Source organism: Tropicimonas sediminicola (assembly GCF_900188335.1).
Taxonomy (GTDB): domain Bacteria; phylum Pseudomonadota; class Alphaproteobacteria; order Rhodobacterales; family Rhodobacteraceae; genus Tropicimonas; species Tropicimonas sediminicola.
Window position 1 is genome coordinate 894355 of sequence record NZ_FZOY01000001.1, and the last position, 20237, is coordinate 914591.

At 62.2% G+C, this 20237-nt stretch carries 15 protein-coding genes and 1 pseudogene; 10 read left to right on the forward strand and 6 right to left on the reverse strand.

The genetic code is table 11. The features are described from left to right. Positions 1–160 precede the first annotated feature (160 nt). From CHB86_RS04160 to CHB86_RS04195, 8 genes and pseudogenes are all read left to right on the forward strand, one after another. Complete coding sequence (locus tag CHB86_RS04160; protein WP_176442761.1) at positions 161–1228, forward strand: LacI family DNA-binding transcriptional regulator; 1068 nt, start codon at positions 161–163, stop codon at positions 1226–1228. A gap of 158 nt (positions 1229–1386) precedes the next feature. Beyond that, positions 1387–2514, forward strand: a pseudogene (locus tag CHB86_RS24875) (ABC transporter substrate-binding protein). A gap of 10 nt (positions 2515–2524) precedes the next feature. Next, a complete protein-coding gene (locus CHB86_RS04170) occupies positions 2525–3430 on the forward strand; it encodes a carbohydrate ABC transporter permease (protein WP_089231501.1) in 906 nt (301 codons plus the stop codon). Continuing rightward, the gene (locus tag CHB86_RS04175; RefSeq protein WP_089231502.1) at positions 3427–4269 is read left to right on the forward strand and encodes a carbohydrate ABC transporter permease; all 843 of its coding nucleotides are present in this window, start codon (positions 3427–3429) and stop codon (positions 4267–4269) included. Before CHB86_RS04170 ends, CHB86_RS04175 begins: the two co-directional genes overlap by 4 nt. Before the next feature lie 6 nt (positions 4270–4275). Beyond that, complete coding sequence (locus tag CHB86_RS04180; RefSeq protein WP_089231503.1) at positions 4276–5892, forward strand: FAD-dependent oxidoreductase; 1617 nt, start codon at positions 4276–4278, stop codon at positions 5890–5892. 24 nt (positions 5893–5916) lie between these two features. Next, positions 5917–6954: an ABC transporter ATP-binding protein gene (locus CHB86_RS04185; protein WP_089231505.1), complete on the forward strand. Its 1038-nt coding sequence runs from the start codon at positions 5917–5919 to the stop codon at positions 6952–6954. A 427-nt stretch (positions 6955–7381) separates the two neighbouring features. Continuing rightward, complete coding sequence (locus tag CHB86_RS04190) at positions 7382–9937, forward strand: calcium-binding protein (RefSeq protein WP_089231507.1); 2556 nt, start codon at positions 7382–7384, stop codon at positions 9935–9937. Between the two features lie 574 nt (positions 9938–10511). Beyond that, positions 10512–11855, forward strand: coding sequence for a sodium-dependent transporter (locus CHB86_RS04195; protein ID WP_089231508.1), 1344 nt, complete (start codon positions 10512–10514; stop codon positions 11853–11855). Positions 11856–12119: 264 nt separating this feature from the next. Here the strand turns inward: CHB86_RS04195 and CHB86_RS04200 are convergent, their stop codons facing one another. Beyond that, entirely contained in the window at positions 12120–12617 is a 498-nt protein-coding gene (locus tag CHB86_RS04200; protein WP_089231510.1) for a hypothetical protein, read from the reverse strand. 132 nt (positions 12618–12749) lie between these two features. Here CHB86_RS04200 and CHB86_RS04205 point away from each other — a divergent pair, with 132 nt between their 5' ends. Both CHB86_RS04205 and CHB86_RS04210 read left to right on the forward strand, forming a co-directional pair. Continuing rightward, positions 12750–13712: a TAXI family TRAP transporter solute-binding subunit gene (locus CHB86_RS04205; RefSeq protein WP_089231512.1), complete on the forward strand. Its 963-nt coding sequence runs from the start codon at positions 12750–12752 to the stop codon at positions 13710–13712. 60 nt (positions 13713–13772) lie between these two features. Further along, complete coding sequence (locus tag CHB86_RS04210; protein ID WP_089231514.1) at positions 13773–15539, forward strand: TRAP transporter permease; 1767 nt, start codon at positions 13773–13775, stop codon at positions 15537–15539. 858 nt (positions 15540–16397) lie between these two features. Here CHB86_RS04210 and CHB86_RS04215 read toward each other — a convergent pair. From CHB86_RS04215 to CHB86_RS04235, 5 genes are all read right to left on the reverse strand, one after another. Continuing rightward, the gene (locus tag CHB86_RS04215; RefSeq protein WP_089231516.1) at positions 16398–16658 is read right to left on the reverse strand and encodes a hypothetical protein; all 261 of its coding nucleotides are present in this window, start codon (positions 16656–16658) and stop codon (positions 16398–16400) included. Between the two features lie 14 nt (positions 16659–16672). After that, positions 16673–17446 (reverse strand): hypothetical protein, encoded by a 774-nt coding sequence (locus CHB86_RS04220; RefSeq protein WP_089231518.1) that lies wholly within the window; start codon positions 17444–17446, stop codon positions 16673–16675. A 22-nt stretch (positions 17447–17468) separates the two neighbouring features. Next, positions 17469–18131 carry a hypothetical protein gene (locus tag CHB86_RS04225; protein WP_141134821.1) on the reverse strand — a complete coding sequence of 221 codons (663 nt, stop codon included), beginning with the start codon at positions 18129–18131 and terminating at the stop codon, positions 17469–17471. Positions 18132–18315: 184 nt separating this feature from the next. Next, a complete protein-coding gene (locus CHB86_RS04230) occupies positions 18316–18633 on the reverse strand; it encodes a hypothetical protein (RefSeq protein WP_089231521.1) in 318 nt (105 codons plus the stop codon). A gap of 6 nt (positions 18634–18639) precedes the next feature. After that, positions 18640–19218 carry an HNH endonuclease gene (locus CHB86_RS04235; RefSeq protein WP_089231523.1) on the reverse strand — a complete coding sequence of 193 codons (579 nt, stop codon included), beginning with the start codon at positions 19216–19218 and terminating at the stop codon, positions 18640–18642. Positions 19219–20237 lie beyond the last annotated feature (1019 nt).

Genomic DNA, 20237 nt, shown 5'->3' on the forward strand with positions numbered 1-20237 from the left:
GCAAAGTGCAGCCTCCGTGCGGAACGGCAGTTCCGCACGGTCCTTCGTCAGGTTGCCAGGTCCAGTTGCCACTCTCCGAATGCCCGTCATGTCGCGCAAAAGCGACATGTTGCTTTCTCCAAGCCCGCATGATAAAGCGCTTAATCAGCGGGGGCACAGGATGCCGAGTCACACAACGAACAGGAAACGTCGGGTCACGCAGGCAGACGTCGCGCGTCGGGCCGGCGTTTCGACGGCGGTTGTCTCGGCCATCCTGAATCCCAACAGCGCCACCGGAGTGCGCGTCAGCCCGGAAACGGCGGAACGTGTGCGGGAAGTCGTTCGAGAGTTGGGCTACACGCCGAACCCGATCGCCCAATCCCTCGCTCGCGGAAAGCGCAACATCCTCGGCGTGTTCACCTACGAACCGGTGTTTCCATCCGAACGGGGAAACTTCTTCTACCCGATGCTGCGCGGGATCGAGATGCAGGTGTCCGGTGCGGGCTATGACCTGCTGCTGTTCACCTCGGTACAGACCGAGGGTCAGCCGAGAAAGATCTTTGCCGGTGGGTCGAACCGCCTCGGTGTGGCCGATGGCGCGATCCTGCTCGGCCAGGAGCCTGACCCCAGCGAGATGGAGCGACTGGCCGACGAAGGGTTTCCCTTCGTGACGGTGGGGCGGCGGCACTCAAGCCGCGTCGAGCTGAACTGGGCCGCAGCTGGCTATGCCGATGCGACCGCCGAGATCGTCCTGCTTGGCCACGAGAAGGGTCATCGGCGCATCGCCTTCGTCGGCAGCGCCACAATCCGGGAACAGCAACTTGACCGGGAAGAGGGATTTCGCTCCGCGATGCAAGGGTTGGGGCTCGACGAGGGGCCCGAATGGTGCTGGCACCTGGATCCGGACAAGCTCGACGCAGCCTGGTTGCAGAGCTTGCTTGCCAACGGCGTCACGCTTGTCCTCGCAGAGACGCTCGAGCACGCGGAGCGCATCGAGAAACTGCTCGGTTCGAGGGGCATGTCCGTCCCGGACGATCTGTCCATGGCGGTCCTCGGGACGCCGCTGGAGGACACCAGGCGCATTACGCGGTGGACCCGGTTCGAGGTTCCACGCGAAGAGATGGGCCGGGAGGCCGTCCGCCTCCTGCTGGCTCAACTCGACGGGAGGGTCACTGGCGCGGCACAGACGACGCTGCCCTGCAGTTTCATTCCCGGCGAAACCCTGCGACGGGTCGCGCCCGCCCACTGACACCCTATTCCAGAGGAGGAGAAATCATGGAATTGCAGGCCAACTTGATAAAGCGCTTAATCGGGGCTGGCGCCGTTGCCGCCGGTTTGTGCGGCAGCACGGCTCTCGCGGAGGAGCTTCGGTTCACTGTCTGGACCGGCAGCGACGCGCACCTGGCGATGCTGGACGGGATTGCGGCCAGCTTCACCGAAAGGCACCCGGATGTGACGGTTCGGTTCGAGACGGTTCCTTTCGCCGACTACGTGCAGAAAATCACCCTGCAACTGGCTGGCGGCAATCCACCGGATCTCGGTTGGCTGCTGGAAAATTCCGCTCCAACATTCGTCGATGCGGGCGTGCTTGCCGACGTGTCGGAGACGCTGAAGGGCACCGAAGGGTACGATTTCGATGACCTGTCCCAGGCGGCGATGGGGCTGTGGCAGTCTGGAGACGCCGTCTATGGCGTGCCGTTCTCGACCTCTCCCTTCATCGTCTACTACAATGCCTAGCTTTATGACGCGGCCGGGCTGGAGCATCCGGACGTGCTGGCTGCCAGGGGCGAATGGACCTGGGAGCGGTTGAAGCAGGATGCCGCGGCGCTGGCCGACGCCGAGGCCGGCGTCTGGGGCTTCCAGAGCGTGGACGGGCAGGGCTATGGCGGCCGGGTCATTCACACTCTGATCCCGATTGTCCGCTCCTACGGTGGCGATGCATGGAGCGACGGCGCTTGCGGATTGTCGAGCGACGAGGCCGTCGAAGCGATCACGCTCTACCACGACATGATCTTCAAGGATCTCTCCGCCGTGCCTCCGGGCGAGCAGGGCGATTTCTTTACCGGGAATGCCGCGCTGACCGTCACGCAGCTCAGCCGCGTCTCCAAGCTGGAGGACGCCGCGTTCGACTGGGGTGTCGCTCCGCTGCCTTCCGGTCCGGCCGGTGCCGCCTCTGTCATCGGGCAGGCCGCTGTCGTGGCCTTTGCCCAGGGCAAGCAGCGGGAACTTGCGGCCGAGTTCCTGGCCCATATGACCAGTGCCGAGAACGTCGCCGTCATGGCAGAATTCTTCCCGCCGGCGCGCACGTCCGTCCTCGAGGGCGAGGCGTTCCTGTCGAGCAACGACGCGGTGACGCCGGACCAGATGAAGATCGTGGCCGATGGCATTGCCAATGGCTCGGTCGCGCCGGGGCACGTCGCCTATCCGCAGATCGAAGCCGCCATGCGGCCGAAGTTCGATGCGCTGTGGAAGCCTGATGCCGATGTCAAAGCGGTGCTCGACGACGTCTGCGCGGCGATCGAACCGCTGCTCTGAGGCCCGGACAATGAAGGACACAGCCATCCGGCCACCGCTCACCTTGCGCGCGCGAGAAGCGCTTGTCGGGTGGCTGTTCGTCAGCCCGATCACCATCGGCTTCCTGATCTTCTTTGTCGGGCCGTTGGTGGCGGTGCTGGGCTACTCGCTGACGGAATGGAACCTGCTCACGCAGCAATCGACCTTCGTGGGCATGAACAATTACGTCGACGCGCTCAGCCGGAACCCGGAGTTCTGGACCGTGCTGCGCAACTCGCTGGTCTTTGCCGCCGGCCTGGTGCCGCTCAACATGGTCCTGGCGTTGACACTCGCCGTGGCCCTTTCGCGCCCCTTCAGGGGCGTCGTGATCTTTCGCACGATCTTCTTTGCGCCTGTGGTGACGGCGGCGGTCGCCTGGGCGATCGTCTGGACCTTCCTGCTGCAGGGCGAGAGCGGCGCGGTGAACCAGATGCTCGCGCTGATCGGCATCGACGGGCCGAACTGGCTGCGCCATCCCGACTGGGCGATGTTCGCGGTGATCGTCACCCGCGTGTTCAAGACCGTCGGTCTGAACATGATCCTCTACATCGCCGCCCTGCAATCCATCCCGCGGGACTACGAGGAAGCGGCGCGACTGGAGGGGGCGTCGGGGTGGCAGGTGTTTCGCATGATCACCTGGCCGCTGCTGGCGCCCACGACACTCGTGATCATGGTGATTACCGTCGTGGGCTCGCTGAAGGTCTTCGATCATATCTACCTGATGACCGAGGGGGGGCCGGAGAACGGAACGCTGGTGCTGGCCTTCTACATCTACGAGCAGGCGTTCGAGTTCTTCCATGTCGGCTATGCCGCGGCTCTGGCGGTGATCCTCTTCCTGCTGATCGTGCTCCTCACGATCACACAGGTCATTCTGAAGCAGCGCGGGGGGGCCAGATGACCCGTTTCCAGTCACCTTTCGTACGCGTCTGCTGGTACCTCTCGCTCGCGATCCTCGCCGTGCCGTTCGTCTTTCCCTTCCTGTGGATGCTTTCGGGGGCGGTGAAATCGCAGACGGAGATCTTCGCGCCGACGCTCACCCTGTTGCCGGAAACATGGCATTGGGAGAACTACGCCGAGGTCTTCTCCTATCAGCCCTTCGCACGGCAATACTTCAACTCGCTCTACATCGCCTGCGTGGTGACGGCGGGAACGCTCTTCATCTCCTCGCTGGCAGGCTACGCTCTCGCCCGTATCCGCTTTGCGGGCAGCGGCCTGCTTCTGCTCCTCCTGATCTCGGCCCTGATGATGCCGGAGGAGGTGACGATCATCCCCAACTTCTTCCTGATGAAGTGGCTGGGCCTGATGAACACCCATATGCCGCTGATCCTGCTGCCGATGTTCGGCAGCCAGGGCGTCATGGCGACCTTCCTGATGCGGCAGTACTTCACCGCGCTCCCCCCGGAACTGGAGGAGGCCGCGCGGATGGACGGCCTTTCCCGCTTCGGCATCTTCTGGAAGGTGGCGCTGCCGCTCTCGCGCCCGGCGCTCGCCGCGGTGGGCATCATCACCTTCCTGTTCTCCTGGAACCTCTTCCTGGAGCCGCTTGTCTTCCTGAGCGATATCGAGCTCTTCACCCTGCCGCTCGCGCTCTCCAACTTCACCGACGCCTATGGACTGCCGCTCTGGCACCTGCAGATGGCGGCAACCAGCCTGGCCGTCGTGCCGATCCTGGTCGTCTACATCGCCGCACAGCGTCAGATCGTCGAAAGCTTCGCCCTCTCGGGCGTTAAGGGATAGCACACCATGAAAGACCTGAACGCAGACATTATCATCATCGGCGGCGGCCTTGGGGGCGTCTCGGCGGCCCTGGCCGCGCTCAGGATGGGCCGCAGCGTGATCCTGACCGAGGAATACAAGTGGCTCGGCGGGCAGTTGACCACACAGGCGGTGCCGCCGGACGAGAACCCCTGGATCGAGAAGGCCGGCTCCACCGCGAGTTACCGGCAGCTCCGCGAGGGTATCCGGAACTACTACCGGCGCCACTATCCGCTTACGGACACGGCGCGCGGGCTGGCGCTTCTCAATCCCGGCAGCGGCAACGTCAGCCCTCTGACGGCGGAGCCGCGCGTCGGTGTCGCGGTGATCGAGGAGATGCTCGCACCCTGGCATGGAACCGAGCGCCTCACGGTGCTGCTGAACACGCGGCCGATCGCAGTCGAGCAAACCGGTGATCGCTTCAACGCCGTCGAGGTCGAGAGTCGGGAATTTGGCCCGCTTGTCCTGCACGGCCGCTACATCATCGATGCGACCGAACTGGGCGACCTGCTCGACCTTGGCGCGATGGAACACGTGATCGGGGCAGAAGCACAGTCGGAGACCGGCGAGCCCTCGGCCCTCGCCAAGGCGAACCCGATGGACCAGCAGGCCGTGAGCTGGTGTTTCGCCATGTCCTATCACCCGGACGAGGATCACACGATCGACCGGCCGGTCGACTACGACAAGTGGCGCGATTACAAGCTCGATTTCTGGCCCGACCGGCAGGTGTCCTTCACGGGTCCGGACCCGGTGACCCTGGAACCGGACACCCGCCCGCTTTTCGCCGGTGACAGCGATGCCGAGGGGGTCGAGGACAACTGGCACTATCGGCGCATCCTGCGACGCCGAAACCATGCGGTAGGGCATTTTCCCTCCGATGTGTGCCTCGTGAACTGGCCGCAGATCGACTATTGCGAAGGGCCGATTGTCGGCATCTCCCCGGAGGAGGCCAAACGCCACCTCGAAGGCGCCCGCCAGCTGTCGCTCTCGATGCTCTACTGGATGCAGACCGAAGCCCCCCGCCACGACGGCGGCACCGGCTATCGCGGTTTGCGGCCGGCCGGCGAGGTCATGGGGACGCTCGATGGCCTGACGGTCGCGCCCTACATCCGGGAAAGCCGCCGGATCAAGGCGCTGTTCACCGTGACCGAGAACCACGTGGGCGTGGATGCCCGCGAGGGGCTGGTCGGGGCCGAGAATTTCGCCGACAGCGTCGGGGTCGGCAGTTATCGCATCGACCTGCACCCCTCCACCGCGCCGCGCAACTACGTGGACATCGCCAACTGGCCTTTCCAGATCCCGCTCGGCGCGCTGATTCCGGAGCGGGTGGAGAACCTGCTGCCGGCCTGCAAGAACATCGGGTCGACCCATATCACCAACGGCTGCTACCGCCTGCATCCGGTGGAATGGAACATCGGCGAGGCCGTCGGCGCACTGGCCGCCTATTGCCTCGACACCGGCGAGACACCGCGCGGGGTGCGCGAGACGCCGGAACATCTCTCGGCCTACCAGGATCTGTTGCGCCAGCGGTTCGCGATCCCCCTCGAATGGCCGCGGCACATCTATCGCACTGCGCGGCTGGAACTCTTCGGGCGGGCCGACTGATGGGGCTGGGGAAGGAGACGAAACATGGCTGACCTGACCCTCACCGGCGTCTGCAAGTCCTTCGGCAAGCTGGAGGTGATCCGCAACGTGGACCTGCAAATCGAGGACGGCGAGTTCGTCGTCTTCGTCGGCCCGTCCGGCTGTGGCAAGTCCACCCTGCTGCGCTGCATCTCCGGTCTGGAGGACATCACCGGTGGCACGTTGACGATCGGCGGAGAGCGCATGAACGACGTGCCCGCCGCGAAGCGCGGCGTGGCGATGGTTTTTCAATCCTACGCGCTCTATCCGCACCTGCGGGTGCGGGAAAACATGGGCTTCGGCCTGAAGGTCCGCAAGGTGGCCAAGCCCGAGATCGAGCGGCGCGTCGACGAGGCAGCGAGGACCCTCAAGCTCGACAGCCTGCTGGACCGCTTCCCGCGAGAACTGTCCGGCGGGCAGCGCCAGCGGGTCGCCATCGGTCGGGCGATCGTCGGGAATCCGGAGGTCTTCCTTTTCGACGAGCCGCTCTCCAATCTCGACGCCGAGTTGCGGGTCCACATGCGCGCCGAGATCTCGGGCCTGCACAAGCGCCTCGGCAACACGATGATCTACGTCACCCACGACCAAATCGAGGCGATGACGCTGGCCGACAAGATCGTTGTCCTTCGGGATGGCATGGTCGAGCAGATCGGCTCCCCGCGAGATCTCTATTACCGGCCGGTGAATACTTTCGTGGCGCAGTTCATTGGCAGCCCGAAGATGAACCTGTTCGATGCCTCCGGGCTTCCGGCGAACATTCTAGACACCGCCCGCCCGGCACCCCGGGCCGCCCGGGCCGGATTGCGACCGGAGGACATCCGGGTCCTGCCGTCGGCTGACGGACCGGTGACCGGTCGGGTCGTGAACAACGAATACACGGGGGCCGGATCCCTCCTGCATCTCGATCTCGAAGGATTGGGGCAGTGCCTGGCGATCTACAGTGGCGGAGACGCACCCGATGAAGGTGCGCATGTCTCCGTCGAATTCGACCGAAGCCGGCTCTACTGGTTCGACGAGCAGGAGAGAAACGTCGCAATCGGATAGGTGGAAGGCGATCCGATTCGCCGTTCGCCGATACGGTGCCCGCAGTCTCAATTCCATGACCGGGATGGCAAGAGTCGTACAACGGCTGGAGCGAAGGGATCGAGCCCTGTGCGACGGTTCGGCAGGGCAGGCGATCAACAATCCTCTGCGACGCAAGGCGCCAACGGCCGGCATCGCCTCTCGCGGCGTAATCGCCCGCTCTCCCACAATTTCCGATTGTTTGACTTAATTCGGCCCCACTCCTCCCGTTCTGGTAGCGCCATGAAAGTAAACGAAAAGTAGCAAGGGTGGATGCGGCTCAGGTCGAGCGGAAGCTCGCTGGGCCGTGTTTGGGGTCATCCGCAAATTTCATGTCCAACCGCGCGCCGGCCTCCTCCGGCGCGCCTGAACGAATGCGCTGATTTCGCGCAACGGAGAACGAGTCATAATGGAACTTGAGAAAATCGGCACTGAATTCCTCGTCAACACCGAGACGTATAGCGATCAATACAAGCCCACGATCACCGGGCTCTCCGGCGGCGGCTTCGTTGTCTCGTGGTACTCCTACGACAGTCAGCAGGACACATCCAGTTCCGGGATCAAGGCGCAGATCTATGATGCCGAGGGCGTGAAACAGGGCGGCGAATTCCTCGTCAATACCGAGACGAACCTCTATCAAGAAGTGCCCACGATCACCGGGCTTTCCGGTGGCGGCTTCGTTGTCTCGTGGGCGTCCTACGACGGTCAGCAGGACGGCTCCGGTTACGGGATCAAGGCACAGATCTATGATGCCGAGGGCGAGACACAGGGCGCGGAATTCCTCGTCAACACCGAGACGTATAACACTCAATACTCCCCCGCGATCACCGAGCTTTCCGGAGGCGGCTTCGTTGTCTCCTGGTTCTCCGCCGACGGTCAGCAGGACACATCCAGCTACGGGATCAAGGCGCAGATCTTTGATGCCGAGGGTGTCAAACAAGGCGGCGAATTCCTCGTCAATACCGAGACGATCAGCGATCAATACAACCCCACGATCACCGAGCTTTCCGGCGGCGGCTTCGTTGTCTCCTGGCGCTCCGCCGACGGTCAGCAGGACAGCTCCGGCTACGGGATCAAGGCGCAGATCTTTGATGCCGAGGGTGTAAAACAGGGTGGCGAATTCCTCGTCAATACAGAGACGTATGGCGATCAATCCTCCCCCGCGATCACGGGGCTTTCCGGTGGCGGCTTCGTTGTCTCGTGGCACTCCTCCGACGGTCAGCAGGACAGCTCCGGCTACGGGATCAAGGCGCAGATCTTTGATGCCGAGGGTGTGAAACAGGGTGGCGAGTTCCTCGTCAACATCGAGACGTTTGACGGCCAATACCATCCCACGATCACCGGGCTTTCCGGCGGCGGCTTTGTTGTCTCGTGGTACAGTTACGACGGTCAGCAGGACGGCTCCGGTTCCGCGATCAAGGCGCAGATCTTTGACGCCGAGGGTGTGAAACAGGGTGAGGAATTCCTCGTCAACGTCGAGACGAACAATTACCAGGTCTTCCCCGCGATCACGGAGATTGGCGACGGCGACTTCGTGATCGCCTGGGCGTCCGCCGACGGCCAGCAGGACACCTCGGGCTACGGGATCAAGGCGCAGATCTTCTCGGTCGACATCAACAGCGATCCCACCGGCGAGGTCACCCTGACCGGCACCCCGGCCCAGGGCGAGACCCTGACCGCCGACACGTCGGATCTTGGCGATGCCGACGGGCTGGGCGAGTTTGACTACCAGTGGCTGCGCGACGGGGACGAGATCGACGGCGCCACCGGCAAGACCTACGAGCTGACCCAGGCCGACGTGGACGGCGAGATCTCGGTCGAGGTCTCCTGGGTCGATGGCAAGGGCACCGAGGAGAGCGTCGCCAGCGCGCCGACGACGGCGGTCGCCAACGACAACGACGACCCCACCGGCGAGGTCGCCCTGACCGGCGCCACGACCGTCGGTGAGACGCTCACCGCGGATACCTCTGCCCTCGCCGATGCCGATGGGCTGGGCAAGTTCGCCTACCTGTGGCTCCGCGACGGCCGCGCGATCGACGGTGCAACCGGCACGGCCCACGAGCTGACCGCGGAGGATGCGCGGGCGAAGATCAGCGTGGAGGTCTCCTGGATCGACGGCTACGGCGTGGAGGAAACCGTTACCAGCGCCGCGAGCGCGACGGTTCTTTTCGGCGACCTGGTCCTGATCGGCACCGACGACGCCGAAACCCTGCGGGGCTATGACGGCGCGGACCTGCTCGTGGGCAAGGCCGGCGACGACACCCTGATCGGCGGCGCGGGCGACGACAGGTTCTGGGCCGGTGACGGGGCGGACGAACTGCTGGGCTGGACCGGGGACGATTTCCTGCACGGCGGTGCCGGTGGCGACACGCTTGAGGGCAATGCCGGAAACGACAGCCTGCGAGGCGCTGCCGGAACCGACACGCTCCATGGCGGCGCGGGCGCCGACGATCTCAAGGGCGGTGCTGACGACGACGTCCTCAAGGGCGGCAGCGGCGACGACAGGCTCTGGGGCGGCGCCGGTATGGACGTGCTCGAGGGCGGAGCTGGCATGGACCAGCTCGGCGGCGGCCATGGCGCCGACGTTCTGAAAGGCGGCGCCGGGACCGACGCGTTGCAGGGCAACGGCGGGAGTGACACGCTTATGGGCCACGCCGGGGACGATGTGCTCGACGGCGGCAACGGACAGGACGTCCTCGTCGGCGGGCTCGGCAACGACACGCTGACCGGCGGCAACGGCGCGGACGCGTTCGTCTTCAGTGGCGACGCCGGGACCGACACGATCACCGACTTCGAGGCCGGGCGTGACGTCATCGCGATCCTCGATGGAGCCAGGACGCTGAACGACCTCGCCTTCACCCAGTCCGGCGACGACACCCTCGTCCGCTTCGCGGCGACCGAGATCCTGGTGGAGAACATCACGGTCGAGACGCTCCAGGACGCCGACCTGTTCCAGCTCGGCTGATGCCCAACCACGCCCGGGGGACAGACCGTCCCCCGGGCGCAAGGGCCATTGCAGTGCTTGACGCCCGTTTCCTTCCGTTCACCACCCCGCCCATGAGCGGCGTCTTCTCCGATTGAGCGCTTGGTTCAAGCCTGTTTTCCTTTCCCGGTCGGGGCGTTCATCGCGCATTCGGGTCGCGAGCCTCGTGTCGCATCCGCCACTTTCGGCAACCTCCACAGACCTCGTCCGGCAAGGCCGATTCCGGTGCGTTCTGGTGGGTGGCGAAGCGGCTCCGGATGGCGGAGCCGGCCACGGTTCGACCTTGAGAACCCCGATGATGAGTGCGGGCGCCCTGCCGCCGGTCGCGGCGGGGGGCGGGTTCGGAGAGGAAGCCAGCCCGGTCGTTCGAAACCCGTCCGAACCGCTTCGCTGTCATGCGCTGGAACTGCGGACAAGCGGAGACAACCACCGGCCGGTCCGCGGATGCCGCATTCCCATCGGTGACCTCTTGTGTTCTACGGCCCGCGAAAGCTCGGATCGAGCTGGATGCCTCACCAGCACTCCTTGCGAATGCTGACAGCCCAGGGACAGAAAAATGAAAGCAGCACATGAGAACTGGGGCTCTCGCCTTGGTTTCATTCTGGCGACCGCAGGCTCTGCGATCGGCCTCGGGAACATCTGGAAATTCCCCTACATCACAGGGGAAAACGGAGGCGCTGCCTTTATCATCATCTATCTCGGGATCGTCTTCACCATCGGCCTGTCGGTCATGCTTGCGGAAATCGCAATCGGGCGACACGCCCAGACCGATGCCATCAGTGCCTTCCGGAAGATCGGCAAGCCCGGCTGGACCTTCGTTGGCGTCCTTGGCGTCGTGACAGCCGTCATCATCCTGTCGTTCTATTCGGTCGTGGCCGGCTGGTGCATTGCCTATGTCGTCAAGTCCGCCGGCGGCGCGTTTTCGGGCATGGACGCGGAAGCGATCGGGGGGGCATTCGGCTCCTTCATCGGATCTCCGGTGGCCCCGATCGTCTACCATGGGATCTTCGCAAGCCTGACCATGGCGGTTGTCATCGGGGGCGTCTCCGGTGGCATCGAGAAGGCCAGCAAGTTCCTGATGCCCATGCTCTTTGTCATCCTCATTGCGCTGGTGGCGCGATCCGTCACCCTCCCTGGCGCGGCGAGAGGCCTGGAGTTCTTCCTTGCGCCGGACTTCTCCAAGATCTCCGCCCATACCGTTATGGCCGCACTCGGCCAGGCGTTCTTCTCGCTCTCCCTCGGCATGGCGATCCTGCTGACCTTCGGATCCTATGTCGACAAGCAGACAAACCTCGGAAAATCCGCGGTTCAGATCGCGTTCCTCGATACGCTGGTCGCTATTCTGGCCGGCTTGGCCATCCTGCCGGCGGTCTTTGCCTTCGGCATGGATCCCGCGGCGGGGCCGGGCCTGACATTCGTGACCTTGCCGACGGTGTTCAACTCCATGCCCGGCGGGTACTTCTTTGCCATCATCTTCTTCGTGCTGCTGACCATCGCGGCGTTGACCTCGTCGGTCTCGGTTCTCGAGCCGGTCGTCGCCTTCTTCACCAACATGGGGCTCTCCCGCAAAACGGCCACGATCGGGTCCGGCGTGATCATCTTCCTGCTTGGGATCCCGTCGTCGCTGTCGGTCGGCATCTGGAGCGACATCCACTTCATCAAGGAGCAGGGCTTCCTCGATTCCGCGAGTTGGCTGACGGACAAGCTTCTGTTGCCGATCGGCGGACTGCTGATCTGTATCTTCGCCGGCTGGATCATTGCTCCGGTTATGGCCCGGGAAGTCGCTGGAGATGGCGGACCAGGCGTCCTGACCAAGGCGTGGCTATTCATACTGCGGTTCGTCGCACCGGTCGCGATCTTTCTCATCCTTTTGAGCGGTTTGGAGATTGTCGCGTTCTGACCGGCATGCAGATCCGGTGGATCTTCCGAAGGCTCACACCTGACCGCAACCATCAGATGTACGCTAGGACGGAAAACGACGAGACCATGCCGAGCGCAGCTTGCGCCGCATCGGGCTCGTCGTCGGCGTCCGCGAGGATACAGCGCTGCAATGTGTCCTCAGGCAATCGACAGTGTCCACGTTGTTTCGACCGTCCGGAGCAACGGGATGAACGCTCGCTCCGAAAAAGACGTCGGGCGCATCGCGGCGCCGGGGGCCGCAGGATCAGGGACCCAATACGATCCAGGCGTCTGTCGGAGCGCCGATCTGGCGCGTGACGAGAAGATCCTCGGATCGATACCGAAGAAATGTCAGCGCACTGTCCCAGGCCCCGGTGCGCAGCCCTTCTGCCGCCGCCACGGTGGAGGTTACCGGGATCACCTCGTCCCACGCCGAAAGATCCGTGTAGTCCCTCGTGGCCGGGTGCAGGGCAATGGAGCGCGGCTGCTCGACGTCGCGTCGGCTCAGAATGGCAAGCGGCGCGGACTCGGCGATGAAGACCTTCCGGAGGCGAAGTCCGAGCGCGAATTGTCCCCGCCCGACGACCATTCCGCAGTCGGGATGTGCGGCGCAGACAAGGATCTCGTCAGCGCTGCCGGTCGAGACTGCATCCAACGCGGTCTGGAAATCGGCGACGAGCAGCACGTCCTTCTCCGACCGTCCCATCGTGCCTGTGGCGATCCGATGGTGATTGCTGCCGGCCGGGCCCAATGTCGCGATCACGCCTGTTCTCCTGTCGGTTTCGGGGCCGCGCACAGCGTCAGGTGGCCGCGCCAGGCAGGGGCACTTGTGCTTGGCACCGTGCCGAGTTCCTCTTAGAACCAGAAAGATAAAGAAAAACCTTGGGAGGATGAAATGAAATCAATCCGTTACGCTGTCGTCGCGACCGCTGCCGCGGCGCTCGCCCTCGCGGCCGGTGTCGCTGCCGCTCAGGAACGCGTGACTTTCAAGTCTGCCAAGTCGACCTCGTCCTACTACCAGATGGCCGTGCAGGTTGCCGAAGCGATGAAGGCCGGCAGCGACGGCGGGATCATCGTTACGGTCGAGGAAAGCCAGGGCTCGGTCCAAAACGTCATGGAAGTGAAGGCCCGTGGCGCGGATTACGTGTTCACCACGCCGCCCTCGCTGGTCGGGCTGGCCCAGGGTGGCAAGGCGATGTTCGAAGGCAAGGGAGACCCGGCCTTTGACGAGATCCGGGCCTTGTTCCCGATCCCGTCGCTTACCATGCATTTTGTCATGTCCGACGCGAGCGGCGTGACCGACTTCGCGGGGATGGAGGGCAAGACGATCCTGCTCGGCAAGGGGTCCTTCGGCGCGCGCGAGGGCGAGAAGTACCTGCAGCTCTTCGGGCTGGAGGGTAAGGTCGAGCTCGCCGAGGTCGAACTGTCGAACGCTGTTTCCGCGCTCAAGAACGGGCAGATCGACGGGTTCGTTACGGCAGGCTCCTACCCGGCGCCAAACGTGATCGAGGCCGCCGCGAGCGTCGGCGTCAACGTCCTGTCGCTGACCGACGATCAGATCGCAGAGAGCAAGCGGACGCGGCTTGTCATCCCCGCCGGGACCTATGCAGGGCAGGAGAGTGACATCGTGACGACGTCGCTTCCCGTTGTTGCCTACACAACCACCAAGATGAGCGACGACGTGGCCTACGAACTGACCAAGACGTTCTGGGAAGAGCGCGAGGCGATGGGCGCCGGCGCTCCCTGGTGGCTGGGCGTCGACGAAAGCCTGATGCCCACGATCACCGGCAAGATCCACGCCGGCGCGCTGCGCTACTACAAGGAAGCAGGCTTCACGCTGACGGACGCGAACATGTAAACGACACCCGCCCGGAGGTCGCTCTGGCCTCCGGGCAATCTGCCCTTTTCCGGATATCTCATGCGACTGGTCGCCTTTGCCGCAGCGCTGTTGCTCGTGGCCTACCACCTTGGTCTGATCTTCTCAGGCCTTGTTCCGAACCTCGTCAGCCGACCGCTGCACCTCGCGCTTGCGCTCCCATGGATCCTGCTGGTGGCCGATCAGTCCCGCTTTAGGTGGGTGACGGGGCTCGTGCTGACGGTTCTGGGCGTCGGGGCATGTCTCTGGATCGCGTGGTCGCATGACATTCTTGCGGACCAGTATGGCTTCCTCGAAGGTCCCGGGCAGACGGCGATTGCAGTGGTCCTTCTCGCGGTCGTCCTCGAGGCGGCCCGCCGCGCGATCGGCTGGCCGTTGCCGCTGGTCGCCGCACTCGCACTTGCATACGGCCTATTGGGCCAGCACATCCCCGGCGAATTCGGTCACTCTGGGACGCCGCTGGCAAGCTTCCTGGGCACGCTGACCATCGCCGAAGGAGGCATCTGGGGCAGTCTGACGGGGGTCTCCGTCAACGTCGTGGCGATCTTCGTGATCTTCGGGGCCGTCCTCAATGCGGGCGAGGCAGGGCAGGGGTTCATGAACCTCGCGGCCGCAGCGGCGGGGCGGCTGAAAGGCGGAGCGGCCAAGGTCTCGGTCCTGTCTTCCGCGTTCTTCGGATCGATCTCCGGATCGGCTTCCGCCAATGTCGCCTCGACCGGCGCCATCACGCTCCCGGCCATGACCCGGCTCGGCTATCCAAAAAGGCTCGCAGCGGCGGTCGAGGCCGTGGCTTCCTCAGGCGGGCAGATCATGCCTCCGCTCATGGGCGCCGGCGCCTTCGTGATGGTCGAACTCACGGGCACTCCCTACACCTCTGTCATGGCGGCGGCCCTCTTGCCCGCGTTCCTGTATTTCCTCGCCGTCTGGGTGGGGGTGAACGCCTATGCCGACCGTTTCGCGCTGCGGGGCATCGATGCCGATGACCGGCCCGGGCTGCGCGATGTCATCATCACCACGGGTTTTTTCGCGGTCCCCTTCGGCGTTCTGCTCTGGGGCATGTTCGGCCTGAAGGTGACCCCGCAATACGCAGCGAGCCTCGCGATCCTAACCGCTTTCGTCCTCCTCTTCTTCAACGCACGCGGCCTGGGCTCCCCCTCGGAGACGGTTCTGCGGATCGAAAAAGCGCTTCTCGCAGCAGCGCGCCAGGTGTCGATGATCGCCGCGATCATCGTATGTGCCGCGATCATCATCGGCGTGCTGTCGATCACCGGGCTTGGCGTCAAGATCACCTCGCTCATCCTGTCGGGGTCCGGCGGGATGCTCTGGCCGGCCCTTCTCCTGACGGCGCTGGCCTGCCTTGTACTCGGGATGGAGGTTCCGACCACGGCGGCCTACGTGATCTGCGTGTCCGTTGCCGGCCCGGCGCTGATCGAGCTCGGTCTCGACCCGCTGCAGGCCCATCTTTTCGTCTTCTGGTTTGCACTCCTCTCGACGATTACTCCACCGGTCTGCGGCGCGGTTTTCATTGCCGCAGGCATGATCGAAGAGAACTGGCTGAAGGTCGCCGTCACCGCGATGAGCCTGGGATTCGGGCTCTACATCATCCCGTTGGCGATGGTCGCCAATCCGGCGCTGATCGTGCTGGAACAGCATCCGGTGCTGGCGATTCTGGCCACTCTCCGCATCGGTCTGGGATTGGCGCTCATGTCGGCAGGACTCGTGGGTGCGCGATCCCTGGCGGTCCGGGCCGGCTATCTCTGCCTCGGGCTGATCCTGGCATTCTCCGGCAATTTTCTGAGTGCGATCTGACTGGACCCGTCGTCGACCAGTGAGTCGCAGGGCGAACTCCGTCCGCAAGGTGCAGCAAACGATGGGATGTTTTCTTGACGTTGGCTTCCCTGTCTCCGGACAGGGGAGGCGACAACGGCAACGATATTCCGTGGAGGGCTGGCTTCTGGATGTCGTCGAGAATGATGTCCCGGATTTTGACGGCAACGGTCGGATTTCTGGTCTTCAGCGACCGTAGGATTTCCTCTTGGCCCACGCTCGTCGGGAGCGCCTGAGGCTTGGTGTGCCGCAGGAATATCGCCGCGCCACGAATGATCGAATGCTCGGGAAAGGGGCGTCTTTGTCAGGGGGCTGGCCTTGCAAAAAAACCGCAGGCAGCCAACGAAAAAGTTGGGAGATGGTGGGCGACCCTGGAATACGAACGTAAAACATGGGGTTAACCGGCGGTGGTTAGTCCGAGTTCCGCACGTATTCAGCACGCTCCTTCCATTCCATCCGTTCGCGGCCCCTTGGTTTCGACAAAGGGTGCGAGACCCAGAATGGAGTCAGGGTGATTCCGGTGTCAAGCCCCTTGGAACCCTAACAAATTGATCCACGGTCGGACGCACGGCATGACGCACGGTGGCTTATCAACCATGTTAAAGACAACCTCGAACCCTGACTCCCTCTCAGAGCGCCTCAGAGACTCTCTCAGCGGCATCAGGGGCTTGCGGGTATGTCTGGACTCGGGGGGTTAAGTTGGCCCTCAGTGACTCTCTGAGCGGCTCTCAGGTTCTTTTGTTGTACGGGGCGCGGCTAGAGAACCTCTCAGACAGCCTCAGGGGGAAAGACAATGGCTCTCCCCCCTTCATGCGCGTCAGTTTGACTCAATGACCTAGCTCAGTTGCCCACGTTCACCGGCCAATCGAGTTGGTCATCAGGGAAGTAGTTCCTGAAGGCATTCGGCCCCTCGGGTTCCTCGGGTCGCACCTTGTTGGACACGACAACCTTCACAGCGTTCCCAATGTCTGTGGCGGTGGCGTCTCCGTCTTCAATCTTCTTGATCAAGGCACGGATCAGGAGGCCATTGAGCTTCTCAAGGTCTTCTCGGGTGGCGTTGGTTGCGCTTTCCTTGCTGGTCTCTTCGATCTTGTCAGTCATGGGGACACCCTCCCTCACTGGTACGGCTGATAGAGCGTGTCGAAGGCGTCAACGGCTTGGTCCTGGGTCAACCTGCCGGTTGCCGCAAGGAACCACAGGTTGCGCACGGTTGCCCTCTGGTCTCGGGTGCCGTTGTTGGCGAGGTCGACAAGAAACTCGATGCGGTCACGGCCCCTGCCATCACCGACCTCAAGGAAGTCAGCCATCGCGTTGGAACCTGCCGACTGCATTTCCTTGTACATGGTCCTTACCGACTCTTCGCTCATGCTGAGTTCCCGTTGGGCGAAGTCGAGGGTTTGCTCGGAGAAGTCCCCGAGGTGAACAATGTCGTTCTGGACAGTATCCATCACCTGTTGAGACTTGCCCTGGCTTGCCATGTCGAGTTGCATTTCCAGAAGCTGTGCACGTTCGGGCCGGGTGTCCTGCGGTTCGGGTTCCGGCTGGCTGTTCTCGGCATCTGAATAGAAGTCTTCCTGAGCCGAATTGAAGTTCCCGCCCTCGATTAGCCCGAGTTGTTGCGCCATCGAGTAAGTGACCTCCATTCCGTCGATCAGCAGAATGTCGTTGGGCTGGTGGTCGCCTCCTGCGTGAACTCGGGAACCATCCCGTTTCACAACGTCGATGTTGTTGTTGGCCTCTTCGTCAGGGATGTAGGAAGAGACCGACTGGAAGTATCCATTGGCCTCCTTCTCTGCCTGACGGTCGATACCTTCGATGCGGTCGCCTTCGGAATGAAGGTTGGACTGCGGGGTGACCACGTTTCCGTGGGCGTCGATTGCGTGTGTCATTGATTGAATTTTCCTTGTGAAATTACTTGTGGTGAGGTTGCCCGAGGGCATCAGCCGCCCTCTTCAGAAGGCGAGCGTCGTTGATCCAGGTGGTGCCCATCGCATGATCGACAGCACCTTGGAGTTCCTTCCCGATGGCCCTGACAATCGGGCCAGCCTTGAAGGGTGTGAGACCGACCTTCTTGATCGTCTTCTCGGTGATAGGTTTGGGTCGGTTTCTGGCGGGATCGTCCGAGATATACCAAGGGCGCTCCCAGCCGATGATCTTCTCTTCGGTTTTGCTCTTGGTGAACCCCGAGTTTCGCAGGACGTAATACCCCGCCCATGTGTGGACGAAGTAGTTCCGCTCCTTGGTCAACCCACGGCGACCCTCGGGCATCTGCCAGAAGAACTCCGTCCAGACCCTCACAGCCATCAGTCGGAGCATGGCATCCGACAGGGAGTGTCGCTGGACATGGAAGTAATGCGAGAGGATCACCCAGCCTTTCGCCTGTCTGGTGAACCCCTCGTTGCCCTCTAGCCGGAAGAACGGAAGGGCAAAGGCAGGGTTGGTCGTGATGGTCTTCTGACCTGAAGCCCATGCCAGCTTGAAGGCTTGCCGTTGCTGGTCTGTGGCGAGGTGGTCTTGATCAAGCCATTCCTTGAAGGCACCCTCGATGGACCTGAGTTCGCCCTCGGTGGGCAACGGCCCCTTAGCACGACCATACCGCCGGTAGCGTTGGGCGTGAGTGTTGCAGTAGGTCGACACACAGTATCGGTGCCTGTCGCACCCTGAGATAACGCAGGGTTTGCTGCTGTTGGTGGCCTTGTCGCTGATGAGCTTGTTGCGGCGTTGCCTGATAGACGCCTCGGAGCGATTCTGTCCGGTCCTAGGCAGGTGCATCGGTTCCCTCGGAGGCACCCAGGTCTTGCTTCACGAAGACAGAGCAAATCATCGTTCCACCGTTCCCGGTCTTCTTGGTGGAGACGTCTTGGATGGAGACACCCACACGACCGAGGGCCTTTCGCCCCATCGAGTTGGGCGGATAGATGAAACGCTTGGAGATCGTTCGCCATAGACTGTGGGAAATGCCTAGGTCGGAGACGACCTCCCGAGGGTGAAACTCACCGGGTTCCTGGTCTTTGAAGTAGAGGCAGAGTGCCTTGATGTTCGCCTTTGCGGCCTCCCGGATAACATACGTGTCCATCGTCTGTTACTCCTGAGAAATCGTATCGTCGTACAGGTAAGAAAGGTAATTGATACAAGCGATTGCTTGGGTCTTGTCGTTGAACTCAAGTTTCCAATCGCTCGCCCCCGGGTGCTGGAAGACCATCTTGAATTTCCCATTCCCCATCGCCGTCACCTCTCCCGAGCTGAGGCAAGTTTTGGAATGGATCGAATTTTCGTTGTTCTCTTTGGTCGTGATTGGTCGAAGGTTCTTCGGACGGTTGTCAAAGGGAATGCGATTGATGTGGTCGATCATCTTGGGCGGGGTCTCTTCGAACTTGAGACACCAGATCAGCCGATGGAGCGGCATTCGCATGTTCCCAAGTTCGGGGTGAGTGATGTTCACATAGACATGTGGTCGGGTCGGTCTCGGCCTGTCCCCGGCGGCATTGCCAGCGAACATCTTGTTGACCCTTTGGTGGGACTTGTCCGACTTGAAATGATGCCGAGGGCGCTCCTGCCAGATCAAGACACCATCATCGATGTGGGAGGTGTCGAAGCATTCCTTGAGGAACGGAAGGTAGGTCGGTGTAAGAAGAAGTTTGGATTTATTGATCATGGTCATTGTTGAGTTTTCCTTGGGAATCTGAATGAATACCTAGGAATGCACAGAGCCGTATTTGGTCTGTGTCGTTTCCTTTGGCTTTAAGGTCTGATTGAATGAGTGAATCAAAAGTTCTCTTCGATGAATTGTCTGGCAGGTTGCTTGCGCACCGAGTTTTTATGCAGCGCCTAGTAGCAAGACTGTCCAGCGTCAAAGAGTTCCAATCGATGGGGTTGGAATCTGATTTGACAAAGTTGGAATCCACAATAGCGGAGCAGATGGAGTCATCCGGGTTGCCAAAGGAATTAGTTGAGGCGTGCGAGGATGAATTGGGGATGATTGTGAAGTCGGTTCATGCTGGCAGAGTTGGCTAGAAAGCGCATGTCTGGCCAAGAGGTCTGTCTCTCTTATTATGGGTGACGACGCTTCTACGGCTGAAAGTCTTGTGTCTCTCTTATTATGGGTGTCCACGCTTTTCCAACTTGGGTGGGTTGAAGGCGAACCCAGGGTGAACCCTAGGCCGCCCTCTTACTATGGGTGTCCACGCTTTCATCGTGTCCCCGAACCAATCGGTTGCTCGAAGGGACAGAGGTTAGGTTGGTGCGTCTTAAGCGAAACGGGTATTCATCCCCGAGGTTGTACCAAGGGTGTACCGAGGGTCTCCCGTCTTCTCTCTTATTATGGGTGTCCACGCTTTTGAAGCCAAACCCTTCACCATCGTCAATGGTCCCATCCTCGCCAATTTCACCCGTGGGTGGTTCTGGTGCTATCCCTCGGACCACCTCAACAACATGGGCCTTCCAAGGAGACCAAAGACAATAGCGATTGGCTGCTTGGGAAATGGTGCAGTAGGACGCAGGAGACCTCCGATAGAACAGATACTTTTCCTCGGGGTTCGGTCGGTAAAGTTGTGGGGTGGTCAGTATGTCTCGGACTATTGGTGAATGAACTGGCCCCCATTTCGACCGGACACCTGGGCTTGACCCAGGAGGCTTAGGGATAGCCCTGAGCACATGCTTATGTCTGAGATTGAAATCATC